8 protein-coding genes are annotated in these 14,989 nt (G+C 33.7%); all 8 read right to left on the reverse strand.

What is annotated here, in order from left to right:
• Positions 1 to 282: 282 nt before the first annotated feature.
• Positions 283 to 1,080 (reverse strand): helix-turn-helix domain-containing protein, encoded by a 798-nt coding sequence (locus ABD011_RS13270; RefSeq protein WP_343798999.1) that lies wholly within the window; start codon positions 1,078 to 1,080, stop codon positions 283 to 285.
• A 144-nt stretch (positions 1,081 to 1,224) separates the two neighbouring features.
• Positions 1,225 to 6,402: a choice-of-anchor Q domain-containing protein gene (locus tag ABD011_RS13275; RefSeq protein WP_343799001.1), complete on the reverse strand. Its 5,178-nt coding sequence runs from the start codon at positions 6,400 to 6,402 to the stop codon at positions 1,225 to 1,227.
• A gap of 150 nt (positions 6,403 to 6,552) precedes the next feature.
• Positions 6,553 to 7,434, reverse strand: a complete 882-nt coding sequence (locus ABD011_RS13280) for a hypothetical protein (protein ID WP_343799003.1) — start codon at positions 7,432 to 7,434, stop codon at positions 6,553 to 6,555.
• A 4-nt stretch (positions 7,435 to 7,438) separates the two neighbouring features.
• On the reverse strand, positions 7,439 to 7,909 hold the full coding sequence (locus tag ABD011_RS13285; protein WP_343799005.1) for a T9SS type A sorting domain-containing protein: 471 nt from the start codon (positions 7,907 to 7,909) through the stop codon (positions 7,439 to 7,441).
• A 54-nt stretch (positions 7,910 to 7,963) separates the two neighbouring features.
• Complete coding sequence (locus ABD011_RS13290) at positions 7,964 to 8,401, reverse strand: hypothetical protein (protein WP_343799007.1); 438 nt, start codon at positions 8,399 to 8,401, stop codon at positions 7,964 to 7,966.
• Between the two features lie 124 nt (positions 8,402 to 8,525).
• Positions 8,526 to 9,158, reverse strand: a complete 633-nt coding sequence (locus ABD011_RS13295; protein WP_343799009.1) for a response regulator — start codon at positions 9,156 to 9,158, stop codon at positions 8,526 to 8,528.
• Positions 9,159 to 9,161: 3 nt separating this feature from the next.
• Positions 9,162 to 11,186, reverse strand: a complete 2,025-nt coding sequence (locus ABD011_RS13300; protein ID WP_343799011.1) for a tetratricopeptide repeat-containing sensor histidine kinase — start codon at positions 11,184 to 11,186, stop codon at positions 9,162 to 9,164.
• A 38-nt stretch (positions 11,187 to 11,224) separates the two neighbouring features.
• A complete protein-coding gene (gene purL / locus ABD011_RS13305) occupies positions 11,225 to 14,887 on the reverse strand; it encodes a phosphoribosylformylglycinamidine synthase (protein WP_343799014.1) in 3,663 nt (1,220 codons plus the stop codon).
• Between the last annotated feature and the right edge of the window lie 102 nt (positions 14,888 to 14,989).

Raw genomic sequence — 14,989 nt, forward strand, 5'->3', positions numbered from 1 at the left:
GGGTTTCAGTACTATTGAAGACTCGCAAATTATGAAATTACAAATGATTTTCAAATATGTTGTTAAAAAAAAGGGTGTTATTTTAAGATTTTGATGTTTTATAGTCTTATAAATTAAGGATATATTAAGAGTGCTAGTTTAGAAAAAGAAAAAAGGCCAAGTTTAAAAACTTGACCTAATGCATGATTAATAGCTATATTATTCCCTAAATAATTAACTTTAAACTTCAAAATTACTTGTTTAGAGCTAAGGTTTTATGTAAAAAATCGTCAAAATGAAAGTTTAATATCTTATCTTCTTGTAGAGCATGTCCCTGAGTATTGGGTGTTTAGTGCCAAAAAGTTGTTTAGGTGTTTTGCCGCTAAACTGCTTTACATCTCTTGAGAAATGGGAGTAATCATAATATTTAAATTCTTCAATAGCGCTAAGCATATCTATATTATTTGCTTCTAAATGTCTAACAATGTAATTGAACCTAATTAGTCTTAAAAATTTATTGACAGTCACGCCTGTTGCGGTTTTAAAATAACGATTTAACGATGAGTGTGAAATATGAAATTCATCAATTATATTAGTTACATTAAGCAAACCATTATTGATGAAGATGTAATCGATAATATCTGAAATCTTACTTTTTTTAATCCACTCAGCATAAAAAGGTTTTAAATGCTTGTCAATTATTAAAATGTAATCGTTGTGCGCTGCTGTTTCAATTTCACGATGTAAGTCATCAACTACTTTTTGAGAAACGATATGACTTATTTTAGAAATAGCACCTTGAGTATTTACGTTGGTTTTAGAGATTTGATAGAATCGATCAGTATTCATCCTAATAACAACAAACCAGCTGTTTTTTTTCGCAACAATATTGAAATTAGGCATTATTGAATTTATAAAAGCCTTAGGAAGAGTATAGTTTTCTTTTTTGTTGTTAATTGAAATATCACCATAAACCAATACTAAATAACTATAGCCTGTTGAGGTAATGATGGTTTCAAAGTCTTGCTCGTATTCAAGTTTAACCATATTTGAAAACAAAGGATGGTTTTTAATTTCTTTGGATAGAGATAATTTAGGCAAAGTTGATGCAGTTTTTAATGTATGTAATTAATACACTGGTGCTTGATGATATAGTAAATGTATTAAAATTAAAAGATTTAAAAAAGGCCAAAACAATTTATAGTCTTGACCTTTTTTAAGTTGATTAATAGCATCGTTTAATTTTTACTGCTTAATAATTTTAAAGCTTTCAGTTTTATTATTGCTTGCTAGCTTTAGTATATATATTCCTGTTGGTAATGATGTTACATCTATAATTGATGTTTTAACGCTATTTGATTTTAGAACTTCTTGGCCTTGTACATTGTATATACTGTAGTCAAACTGCTGACTCTCTGTTTTTATGTTTAGTATATTACTTACTGGGTTAGGGTAGATTTTAAAATCTGTAGTTGAAACATCACTAATATTTAAAGTCGATTGAAGTTCATAAGCGCCAATATCTATAGTGCCGTCAAATAGCCTTGGATTACCTGCTAAATCTAGATTAATATCTGGTATAGTGGCATTTGTTCCTGCGTTGACTAGAGGAGAAGATGTTGTTAATGCGTAATCACCGTTTAAATTAGGAGCTGTGTTGGCTAGTATAGGATTAACAAATGCTGGATTTGTAGTCATCATCAAGTTTCCAACTCCAGTATTGTTAAAGTCTCCGTTTAATGAGTAACTTATATCGCAGCTTGTACATTGTCCCATATTAGGAAAAGCAAACCCAGCATCATTTCCACTTACTACTGAATTTGTCATAGTAAAGGACTCTCCTATATTTCCACTAGTAGGCACGTAAGCAAATACTCCACCATTGTAATTGTCTGCATAATTTCCTGAAACAGTAATGTTTGTAACAGTAGTAGTTGATGTAAATAAATACATGCCACCACCTTGACTTATTGCTTTGTTACCAGAGAATAGAGCGTTTTCTATGGTTGTGTTTGCAAAGCGAGTTTCAAGAGCACCACCTGTTGCAGCAGAATTGTTTTGAAATGTTGTGTTAAAAATTACTAATTCACTCATTGTGATATCTGCTAGTACTTCGCCTGATTGAGGTTGTACTCCGTGGAATGCAATAGCTCCTCCAATACTAGCTGTGTTACTAGTAAATTTACAATTAGAAATAATCATGTTTGCTTCAGAAGCATATATTGCACCACCAGATGTTTGTTCAAGACCACCAGTTGTTGGAACATTTCCGTTTTGAAAATGAATGCCATCTATAATAGTACCTAAACTTTGAATATTGAAGATTCTAGAATTATTATTGCTACTAATTATTGTGTTTTCTATACCGTTTCCAAAGAATGTAAGTGGTTTGTCTATAAATATTTCACCTGAAGTTAAAATAATGCTACTTCCATTAAGTGCTGGATCAAAAGAGATTGTTGTGCCATCGCAAGCATTTTCAATAACATGACGTAAAGACCCTGGACCACTATCTGCAGTAGATGTAACCATAACAGAATTTTCGCAAGCTATGAAAAATTCATAAGCTCCTAAATCTACAGTTGAATTGTATATTCTTGGGTTTCCATCTAAATCTTCAGTTAAGTCTATAAAATTGTTGTCGCCAGCATCTATGGCAGGAGAGCTATCGGTTAATTTGTAACCATCAACATATATAGGGTCTGTGTTTTCTATGTTATTTCCTCCATCATTTACATTTGGAGGAATGCTACCATTGTTTCCAGAAGTAATATTAAAGAATAAACAATGTGATACAATAGGTGAGTTTGCTCCTCCATTATTTATATTTCCGTTGCTACCACTGTTATTAGTGAATATACTATTTGTGGCCGTAACGTTGCCAGCAAATATATGAATACCTCCACCGTGAGAGGCAATATTGTTTGCTATAGTACAATTTATTGTTGCAAGACTTCCACTTTCGGCTGAAATTGCGCCACCACCAGCAGTTGCAATGTTGTCAAAGAACAAGCTATTGGAAATAGTAGTTGTAGTTGAACTGTTACCGAAGTTTATTATAGCACCACCAACACCATTATTAATTCCGTTTCCGTAGGCGGTATTGTTTTTAAAGATGCAGTTGTTTATGTTTATGTTTTCAGCATTTCTAATATAAATACCAGCTCCAGCACGACCAATGGCTACTTGCGAGTTATCAGAATCATCATCGGCATAACCATTTTCAATAATAAATCCATCTAATGTAACATTGTTTTCGTTTAAGGTTATAATAGTATGTGAATCTCCAGAATTTGACGTGTTGTCATTGTTTAAATCTCCTGAAAGAATAGTTAGATTTTCTGACCAGTTACGTTCACTTGCTGTAGTTTCGGTGCCATTAAAGCCTCCAAGAACGGTTATATTGTTAGGAATGATAAAACTGTCGGTTTCAAGTAAACCTGGTTTGTATGTGCCAGATGCTACCCATATTTCATTAGCGCATATGGCATTGTTGATAGCATCTTGTAGGCTCGTGAATGCGTTGTTCCAATTGCTTCCATCATTTGCGCCAGTTGCACTAGCATTTACATAAAGAACATTAGGTGAGCCAATACAAGAATCAAATTCATAAGCTCCTCTGTCAATATTAGAGCCAATGATACGCTCATTACCATCTAAATCAAATGTTGAATTGTTATGTGTTGAAAGGCCCGAATCTATTGCACTTGAGGTTTCCGAAACTCTAAAGTTTTTATTTAAAGCATCAACAAACAAAGGGTCGTTTGATGAATTTGAGTTGGTATTGTAAATGTTGTTTATAATACAATGGGTTATGTTTGAATTAGGAGCGTAAATTTGAGTGTTAATTTGTGTGTTGTTTGGGTCATTTGCTCTTGTGTTGTCCCAAAGAATTGAATTGTGAATGTTTACAGTTGCTGTAGTTCCGTTCCAAACTCTAATGCCAGCTCCAGCTTCAGAATCGCCATCATTTTCTGTTAATGTGCAGTTAACAATATTATAGGTTGTTACACCATTATCTAATATGCTTATTCCGCCACCTGTTCCTACATTACCATAAAATAAACTATTTGTGATGTTTACAACACCATCGTCATTAGCGTTTTGTCTTGACCAAATAGCACCTCCATTTAGATTTGCTGAGTTGTCATTAAAGATGCAGTTTTCAATATTTACATTTAAAGTGGCTTCACCAGAGAATGTATTTATAGTTATCGCTCCGCCACTACCATTATTGCCACTAGAAGTGCCTGTTGAGATGTTGTCTTTAAATGTGCAGTATTCAAGGTTTATACCTACAGTGCTTCCTGTAACACCATCTAAAAACAATGCTCCAGCAGAGGTTAATGATTGGTTGTTTTTAAATATACAGTTTTTTACAGTTGGAGTAGAGGTATCACTACCTGATGTGGTTCTGTTTAACCAAGCACCACCTCTTTGGCCATATGTTTCTATTTTTACAGCATTTCCTTTTTCAATGGTAAACCCATCTAATAGCATATTGTTGCCTACGTTTGTTGTTTTAATGATATTATAACTGTTGTCATTAATTTGATTTGGAGCGTTAATGTCTCCACTTAAAACAGTTATATTATTTTCCCAATCTCTTTGATTAGAGTTGGTTTCAGTACCGCTAAAGCCGCCAAGTATTATTATGTCTTCAGGAAGATGAAATGATTCATCACGATTACCTGCTATTTGGTTGTTACCATCATCTGGATAATAGGTTCCTTGAGCTACCCAAACTTCTTGTAATGTAATTCCACAACTTGAGTTGTACATATCCAAAGCGTTTTGTAATGACGAAAATGCATAAGCCCAAGAGCTGCCATCTTGATAAGTGCTTGTATTGTTTGCGTTGACATATATTACATTATTGTTGAATGTTGGACATTCAGACGAGCCATTTTCGTATGGTCCTAAATCTATGTTACTACCATTTAATCTTAAATTATTGTCTAAATCCCTTAAACTGTTATTGTAAGAGTTATTTCCTGCTCCAATTGCGGGAGATGTATTTTGTAATCTGTAATCTTGATTAGGAGCATCCTCAAAAAGCGGATTAGAATCTAAAATATTTGTTCCGTTACTATAACCACCTTGTATAATATTTGTGTCTGCAATACCATTAAAGCTTTGAATATTGGTTGTGTTATTCCAGATAATAGAATTGTATAAAGTATTTCCATTGGTAGCATTTAAGCGTAAGGCAGTGCTATTGTTTGAAAATGAAGAATTGGAAATATTAATTATTCCATTTCCATTACTTAAAGCAATAGAAGCATTGTCGTTAAAAAGCGTGTTTGTTATTGTTAGTGTTTTATTATCGTTTAAATTTATAATATAAGGTATGCTATTGTTAGAGAATTGACACTTGTCAATAAGGATGTTACCATATGGATTAATTACAGAACCTAAACTGTGTACAGATGAATTACCAGAAAAAGTACTTTTTGATATTGTTGCGTCTGTACCATTGAAATAAATAGCAGAACCACTTATACCATTATTTGCTGTATGTGAATTGTTAGTAAAAGAGCAATTTTCTATAACAGGTGGTAAACTACTGCTTCCACTAGTATAAATAGCTCCACCACCCGAGCCTGAAGAGTTACCATCAAAAATTGAATTTTTAATAACTGTGCCTTCTGTTGTCCCCATATAAAAAGCGCCTCCTCTACTTGCTGTATTTGATGAAAACGTACAATTATCAATAATAGGACCTCCATAGTCCCAGTTTAAGGTGTTGTTATAAATAGCACCACCTTCGTTTGCCATGTTTGTTTCAAAAGTACAGTCTCTTATTATTAAGCTTCCTGGTTCAATTTCTACAATATATATAGCACCACCTTTGGCGTTGTAAGAAGTAGTATTTATTGCTTTATTGTTTATGAACTTGCAATTTGAAATAACGGTAGCGTTTGCTCCTCGTGCAAACATGCCTCCGCCCTCATTACTTCCATAACCACCTGAATTATCAGCGTTGCTATTTGTAATTGTAAAACCGTCTATAACATTGTAGTCGCCAGATGTTCTAAAAATGGTATAGACAAAGTTTTGGTCATTATTGTTTTGTTGTATATCACCATTTAGAATTGTTGGGTAGAGTTCTGGGTTTCTAGAGTTATTACTTGCGTTATAACCACCTAAAAGAGTAATGTAGTTTTTGTTCAACAAAAAATAACTAGAACGATCGTTGTCGGTTTGTGAAGCACCTAAATCAGGATAGTAATTTCCTTGGGCAACATGTATTTCATCATAACTACTGGCTGCATTTAAAGCGTCTGTTAAGTGTTGATATGCATTTGCCCAAGATGTGCCATCGTTGTTTCCACCAGAAACATTAACATTAACATAAATAGTGTTTTGAGCTATAGGTGTTAATGAAAAGAATAGAAATAGTAATTGTAGTAGTTTTTTCATAACTATATAGGTTGTTGATTCGATATGCTAAATTATACGAGTGTAGAACTTTATTCAATACGTAGGTCTACGTAGTGTAATTTGAATTAAAAAGAAAGAGGCCAAACGTTTTAAATTTTGACCTCTCAAAGAATTGATTAATAGCTTCGTTTAATTTTGTTCTGCAGGCTTATAAGTACCACAAAGGCAAGGGTAGTTTAGCCCATTTATAACTTCTTGTTCTACATTAAAGAATCGAGGTATTGTTAAACCTCCACCGTTTCCTATACTTGTGTAGTTAAAAGTAATGGTACCTCTAACTCCTCTAGATTCATCTGCAGCGTTTTCTGAAAAGTTTTGTGAATTATTAAAACCAGAATCATTAAAAGAATCTCCTTTAGTAACAGAAGAGGTGATAACCCAAAAAGGAACGTTGTCATAATTTGAATTAGATGAATAATTACCAATAACAATAGCTTGTGTTATTTGTTCGGCAGTAAATGCTCTTGCATACGGTTCTTCAGGATAGCTATCCTTGCACATTTCATTTGCTGCTTGCCAACCAGTTTTACCATTATAACTAAACTTTCCGTCATCAGATGGGTAGCTTCTACCTAAAATATAAGGTTCCATTAGGACAGGATTGGTTACTGTAGATGCTGTCTTAGCATGTAGCGCATATGGAACACTTAATAACTGACTTGTAGCAATAATAGTATAGTTTGTGCCTCCATCGGGATCTGTTTCGGTTTTGATAAAATAAGTGTTAGATGACCAATCAATAGTACTTAAGTCTCCAGATATTACTGATCCACTACCTATTTCTATGCTTATCAATCCGTTTTGGTTTGTTACTGGTGCATGTGTTTCTGTATAAACCGCTGTACCTGTAGAGTTTCCTTGTAAAATGCTTATTTGCATACCAACGCTAGCATTGCTAACAAGTTCGTTAGATGCATTTCTTATAACTGCTTGATAGCTCATTTTTTCAGGGCTTTGCGCATGTGACAAAAAATAGCAAAACACACATGCGATAAGGTATAGTTTTCTCATAATATTAGTTTTTAATGATTTTGAATGCTTTTATAAGATTAGATTGATGATATATGTTTAAAAAGTAGGTGGCCGAAGGTTTCTGTTTCATATTAATAATTGTGCTATTAGAGACTATTTTCTCTATGCTTATTGTTTCACCTAAGAGGTTGACAAGTCTATAAGATAAATCTGGATTATCGTTTTCTAACTTAAGTTGTAATGTATTGGTTGTAGGATTTGGAAAAGCAACTATTTTTAATGATATAGCACTTTCTTGTGTTCCTAATGTTTCTGAAATTGAATACGACTGTTGTACACCTTGCTCAATACTTCCACTTGAAGACGTGTTACTGGTGTAGGCAATCTGTCCTATAGTATAACTTACGCTACCTTGAGAGCTATTTGCTGTGTTACCACTGCTTATTGTAACAGTTTGTGCAACTATTTTTGTATTAAAAAGCAAGACTATAACTATTAAAATAAGTTTTTTCATAACTATATAGGTTGTTGATTTTATATGCTAAATTATATTAGTGTAGAGCTCTATTCAATACGTAGGTCTACGTAGTGTAATTAGGATATTTTGATACTGAATAAAAGAAAGTCCAACGCTACGTTTAAACAGGTTTTCAATGTTTTTGGTATCGCATTGATAGCGTTTAGAAAGTTGTTTTAGTGATGTGTTTTCGTTTAAAAAGTGTAGGTGAAAAATAATACTATCTAATATTGAAGGTGTAAGATCTTTAAGTTTAGGTGTATTTAGTTGTGCTAAAAATTCATCAGAATTGGTAGCCTCTATAGTTATATTATTCTGAGTAAGATGATCTATATATGTTGGTCTGCATTTGACTATAAATTGAGAATGTTTTAATTGTAAAGGGGTTACAAGTGGCTTGTGATAGGTAGTGTTGTTTTCTTTAGAATATAAAATATAACTATATCCATCGGGTTGTAATAGATGATAGTCTTTATTGCTTATACTCACATAAAAGATATCTACAACCCAATAATTAATAGGTAAATAATATTTGTGCTTAGTGATAATAGTATGTTACAATTTTATAAGTTTCAAAATTATAACATGTTGTTTGGTAGTAAAATACGTAGGCTTACGTATTAAAAAGGTCTGGGTTTTGTTTTAACCAGACAAAAAGTGCATTTTGGTTGGTGGTATCTATCTCTAGCTTTTTTATAATGTTACTTCGGTGTTTTTCAACAGTACGTTTAGAGATAAATAGCTCTTCGGCAATCTGTGTACTGTTGAGGTTTTTTTCTAAGTATTTTAATATCTTTAATTCGGTAGCAGTTAAAGTTTCAATAGATGCATTAGTGCTGCTATCAAAATGAACTGTGCTTTTCAGTTTCTTTCCTATGTACGTGTTGTTATTGTTAATACTATCCAAGCATAGCTCTAACTCTTCTAAAGCACTATCTTTTGTAATGTATCCATGTATAGTTTTTCCCACTTCGTTTAGTAACGATTCTTGCTTATGAAGTGTTAAAATAATAACCTTAGTATTTACCTGATTGCGTTGAATTTCTTGTGCGACTTCGAGCCCATTTAGTTTAGGCATGTCAAAATCCAGTATAGCAATATCAGGAACTTGTTTTGAAATTTTGTTATACGCAGTATTACCGTCGGTTGCAGTATCAATAACTTTAAACCATTTTTTTTCTAAAAATTCTTTTGTTCCATTAAGTAGTAATGGATGGTCATCTGCAAGAATGATAGTTGTAGGCATTGTTTAATGTTTAGGAACTTTTATTTGTATCGTTGTGCCTTTTCCTTTAATAGAATCAATACTCAACTGAGCACCGATTATTTGGGCACGCTCTTTTAGAGTTTTTAATCCAAGGCTATCTATAATTTGACTGTTTTCAGACACATCAAACCCAATACCATTATCTTTTATTTGAAATAATACAGAATCGTTGAGGTTTTCAACCATGATGTTACAAGCTTTAGCTTTAGAGTGTTTTTCAACATTGTTTAAGCATTCTTGTAGCATTCTAAAAACAAAAATTTCTTTGTCTTTAGAAATTTCTAACGGTTCGATTTCAATAACTTCTGAATAGAAGATGTCAGAGTTTTTCTGAAAATTCTCAACCGTATTTTTAATTGAAGCTAATAAACCTAATTTTTCAAACTGAAAAGGATGAAGACTTTGAGATATATGTCTCACTTCATCAATAGTGTCGTCTATAATTTTGGTGTCTTGGTTTTGCGTATCGTTGAGCAAAACTTTATTTTTAATAAGTAACAGACTTTGGCCCACACTATCGTGAAGTTCGCTAGAAATGCGTTTGCGTTCGGTTTCTACATTTCTAATTAAATCTTGAGCAAAGGTTTTTTGTAGTTGTGCTTTTTTTTGTGAAAATCTTCGAGAACGCCATAAAACGATAATACTAAACAGTGCTATTAATGATAAAATGCTAAACCATAAGGTTTGTTTTTTGCGTTTGTTTTGTTCATCCAGAAGTGCAATTTCACTATTTTGTTCTTCTATCTTTTTGTCTCGTTTTGCAGTTTCATAAAGCGTTTGGTAATAGGCTAGAGCTTTGGTTTTTTGTACCGACTGTATCGAGTCTTCAATTTTTTTTGAAGCTTTATAAAACGAAAGTGCTTCATTAGGTCTGTTTAATTTTTCGTAGACTTCAGATAAGAATTTCTGAGCCTTTCTTTTTCCTTTAATGTCGTTACTTGTAGAGACAATGTTTAAGTGCTCTATACCAAGTGTCTTTGCCTTTTCGTAGTCTTTTTCAGCAAAAGCTAGTTTTTTTATGGCTTTATAATATCTGGCTTTATGGATGCCTTCTGTGTTTTGTTGGTCTTTTTCAACTTCTTTTAAATAGAATTTTGCCATTTCTAAACTATCATTTTCGGCATAAGCAATAGTGAGCGCATTCAATAAAATAGGGTTGAAGTAATTGAAATGATTCGATTTTTTACAAACCACCATAGCTTTGTGAAGATTCTCAATGCGTTGGGTTTCTAAACCTAGTTTTTTTAAATCGTTTGCTTCGTTAACATACAGTGAAATAAGCTGTCCGTAACTTTTAGTTTCGGTGGCTAATTTTATAGTTTCTTTGCGTTCTTTTTGAGCTTCTTCTATAAAACCATTAGCACTATACAATATGGCTAAGGAGTTTTTAGCAGCTATAATATTGAAAGTGTCTTCTTCTTGGGTGAAAATTTCTGAAGCTTGTTTTAGAGTTTGCGAAGCCAGCGCAAATTTTCCTTCATCAGAATAGGCATAACCTTTATACAGAATAGCAAATCCTTTAACCCGATTATCATTAGCTTTTTCGGCATAAGTAATGGCTTTGTCGTAGTGAGACATTGCAGAGTCTACTTGCTTGGTAAAGTAATAACTATCGCCAGAGTCTATATATAAACCTGCTAAATTTCTAGCACTAATATTATTTTTTAAGGCTTTAAAATAAGTATTGAAAATAGCAATACCTGTTTTAGGTTTTCCTAAAAAATTATTGTGAAAATTAATAAGGTTTGTAGTATTGTAAGCCGCAATATTAAAAGAGTCTAGCTTTATAGCGAGATCTATAGTAGAACGTGCAATAGAGTCGTAAGGAAAATTGGATTTATCTCTAACGACAGACGTTAAGCTATCTAAAAGAAATAACTTTTTGGCATCGTCCTTTTCAGATTGTATTTCAGTTTTTAGTTGATCTACGAGTGGTTTTAAATCTGAATCTTGAGCATTTACAGATAAAAAAAATAGTAGAGAAAATACGAGTGAAAGTTGTTTCATTTGGGGTAATTTCTCTACTAAATTAATTAAAAAAATAATTAGTTGTTCTCAATCCACTTTTTAGCATTTACAAAAGCTTCTAACCAAGGCGAAACTTCATCTTGTCGTCCGTCAGGATAGTTTGCCCAGTTCCATTGAAATGTAGAACGCTCAATGTGTGGCATAGTCACCAAATGCCTTCCAGTTTTATCAGTCATCATAGCTGTATTAAAATCTGAACCATTTGGGTTATGAGGATATTCAGCATAACCATACTTTGCTACAATATTGTATTGATCTTCAGCATAAGGAAGGTTGAATTTTCCTTCACCATGAGAAATCCAAACACCTAGTGTGCTACCTGCTAACGTTGAAAGCATGATAGAGTTATTCTCTTGAATTTTTACAGACGTAAATGAGCTCTCGTGTTTATGAGAATCATTATGCACCATTTTACCATGCTGCTCATGCTCTGGATTAATAAGGTCTAGTTCCATCATTAATTGGCAACCGTTACAAATACCAACAGAAAGCGTGTCTTCTCTTTCAAAGAAATTTTTAATCACTTCGTTGGCTTTGTCATTGTATTTAATAGCACCAGCCCAACCTTTAGCAGAGCCTAAAACATCAGAGTTTGAGAAACCACCAACAGCACCAAGGAACTGAATGTCTTCTAATGTCTCACGACCAGAAATTAAATCGGTCATGTGTACATCTTTAACATCAAAACCTGCTAAGTACATAGCATTTGCCATTTCACGCTCAGAGTTACTTCCTTTTTCACGTAAGATAGCAGCTTTCGGTCTCGGTTTGCTACTGTCAATACTAGGCAGTTTACCTGTAAAATGACTTGGGAATGTATATTGAAGTGGTTGTTGTTTGTAGTTGTTGTAACGTGCTTCAGCCAAACCACTAGCAGTTTGTTTCTGGTCGAGTAGGAAAGAGGTTTTGTACCACATATCTCGTAATCTCGAAACCGTCATGGTAAATACTTCGCTTCCGTTGATGATACTTAATACATCAGCATCAGTTACTTTTCCAATGTTATGGAAGGTAATCTCAGCTTCAGACAATGTGTTTTCTATGCTATTATCTGTAGATTGAATAACGATACCTGCGTTTTCAGCAAATAAAACTTTGAATGAATCTTTTTCAGTCAATTTAGTAATGTCTAATTCTGCACCAAGATTGTTATCTGCAAAACATAATTCTAGTAAAGTTGTAATCAATCCGCCTGAAGCCACATCATGACCAGCAACAATTTTATTGTCTTTTATTAATTGCTGAATCGTGTTAAATACAGTTTTAGTATAAGCTGCACTTTTTACACTTGGTGTGCTGTTTCCTACTTTATTATTGATTTGTGCAAACGAGCTACCACCAAGTTTAAAGTCGTCTTGAGATATATTGATATAATAAATATCGCCTTTATCCTTTTTGAAAACAGGTTCTACAACCTTAGAAATATCGTTACAATTTGCTGCAGCAGAAATGATAACTGTACCAGGAGAAATAACATCACCATCAGGATATTTTTGTTTCATGGATAAAGAATCCTTTCCTGTTGGAACATTGATACCTAAATCTATTGCAAATTCTGAAACCGCTTTTACAGCTTCATACAAGCGTGCATCTTCACCTTCATTTTTACAAGGCCACATCCAGTTTGCAGAAAGCGAAACACTTTGCAAACCATCTTTTAATGGTGCCCAAATAATATTTGTTAAGGCTTCGGTAATAGAATTGCGACTACCAGCCACAGGATTTATTAATCCTGAAATAGGTGAGTGGCCAATACTTGTTGCAATACCTTCTTTTCCTTTATAATCTAAAGCCATTACACCTACATTATTTAATGGAAGTTGTAATGGACCAGCACACTGCTGTTTGGCTACTTTACCACCAACACAACGGTCTACTTTGTTAGTTAACCAATCTTTACAAGCTACAGCTTCGAGTTGTAATAGTTGGTCTAAGTAATCGTAAAAATTATCTGAATTATAGGATAGATCACTGTAGTTTTTGTCAACCGTATGATCTGTCATTATAGTTTTTGGAGAGCTACCAAACATGTCTTCTAAAGCTAAATCCATTGGTTTGTCACCATTGGTTTTAGATTCAAAAGTAAAACGATGCTTTCCTGTAACTTCACCAACATCGTAAATTGGTGAACGTTCTCTGTCTGCAATTTTATGTAATGTGTCTAAGTGTTTTTCTGAAATGACTAATCCCATACGCTCTTGAGACTCGTTACCAATAATTTCTTTGGCAGAAAGGGTAGGATCACCCACTGGTAATTTATCTAAATCAATGTGTCCACCTGTGTCTTCAACCAATTCTGATAAACAGTTAAGATGTCCACCAGCACCATGATCGTGAATAGAAACAATTGAATTTTCATCACTCTCTACCATACCACGAACCGCATTGGCAGCACGTTTTTGCATTTCTGGGTTAGAACGCTGTACGGCATTTAACTCAATACCACTGTCAAATTCACCTGTGTCAGCAGACGATACAGCAGCACCTCCCATACCAATTCGGTAATTATCACCACCTAAAATTACGATTTTATCACCTTCTTTTGGTGTGTCTTTTATGGCTTGATCTGCTTTTCCGTAACCAATACCACCAGCTTGCATAATCACTTTGTCATAACCGATTTTATCGCTGCCTTCTTGGTGCTCAAAAGTTAAAACAGAACCACAAATAAGAGGTTGCCCAAATTTGTTTCCAAAATCAGACGCTCCATTACTAGCTTTAATTAAGATATCCATTGGAGTTTGGTACAACCATTTGCGCTCAGGAAACGCCTTTTCCCAAGGACGCTCTTCTTCTAAACGCGAATACGATGTCATATAAACTGCTGTTCCGGCTAAAGGAATAGAACCTTTACCACCAGCAAGTCTATCTCTAATCTCTCCTCCAGAACCTGTTGCAGCACCATTAAAAGGCTCTACAGTTGTTGGGAAATTGTGTGTTTCTGCTTTTAATGAAATTACAGATTCAAAATCTTTAGTTTGGTAATATTCAGGAACATCAGCACGTTTTGGAGCAAATTGTTCTACAACAGGTCCTTTTATAAACGCTACGTTATCTTTGTATGCAGAAACAATATCGTTTGGATTTTGTTTCGAAGTTTCCTTAATCATCTTGAATAACGATGTTGGTTTCTCTTCACCATCAATAACAAAAGTTCCGTTGAAAATTTTATGACGACAGTGTTCTGAGTTCACTTGTGAGAATCCAAATACTTCAGAGTCTGTTAATGGGCGACCAATCTTTTTTGAAACACCTTCAAGATATTCAATTTCTTCGTCGCTAAGTGCTAAACCTTCTTGTTGGTTATATGCTGAAATATCTTCAATATTCTGAATCGCTTCAGGTTGAATGTTTATGGTGAAGATGTCTTGATTTAAGCTTGAAAACTTTTCAGAAATCATTGGGTCGTACCCTTTAAAATCTTCAGATGTAGAAATGAATTCTTCAATTCTAATGATGCCAGAAATTCCCATGTTTTGAGTAATTTCTACAGCATTTGTACTCCAAGGTGTTATCATTGCTGCTCTTGGACCAACAAAAAAAGCATCGAGAGATGCTTGTTCTATTTTTGGCTGGTCGCCAAATAACCATACTAATTTAGATATGGTTTCTGTTGATAATTCTTTTGTGGCTTGAACAGCAAATACTTTGCTGTTTTGGTTTCCGAAGAAATGAATCATTATGCGTATGTTATAGTTGTGTTTTGAAAGTGCAAAAATACACTTTTTTTCGTGTAATGATGATTATTTCAATTATTGATTGTAGGATTTATTCACGAGGTT

Source organism: Gaetbulibacter jejuensis (genome assembly GCF_039524015.1).
GTDB classification, from domain to species: Bacteria; Bacteroidota; Bacteroidia; order Flavobacteriales; family Flavobacteriaceae; genus Gaetbulibacter_B; species Gaetbulibacter_B jejuensis.

Bases quoted from the DNA above. Each gene is read 5' to 3' on its own strand.
- ABD011_RS13275 (WP_343799001.1), bottom strand. From the start codon at position 6,402: ATGAAAAAACTACTACAATTACTATTTCTATTCTTTTCATTAACACCT.
- ABD011_RS13280 (WP_343799003.1), bottom strand. From the start codon at position 7,434: ATGAGAAAACTATACCTTATCGCATGTGTGTTTTGCTATTTTTTGTCA.
- ABD011_RS13285 (WP_343799005.1), bottom strand. From the start codon at position 7,909: ATGAAAAAACTTATTTTAATAGTTATAGTCTTGCTTTTTAATACAAAA.
- ABD011_RS13295 (WP_343799009.1), bottom strand. From the start codon at position 9,158: ATGCCTACAACTATCATTCTTGCAGATGACCATCCATTACTACTTAAT.
- ABD011_RS13300 (WP_343799011.1), bottom strand. From the start codon at position 11,186: ATGAAACAACTTTCACTCGTATTTTCTCTACTATTTTTTTTATCTGTA.
- purL (WP_343799014.1), bottom strand. From the start codon at position 14,887: ATGATTCATTTCTTCGGAAACCAAAACAGCAAAGTATTTGCTGTTCAA.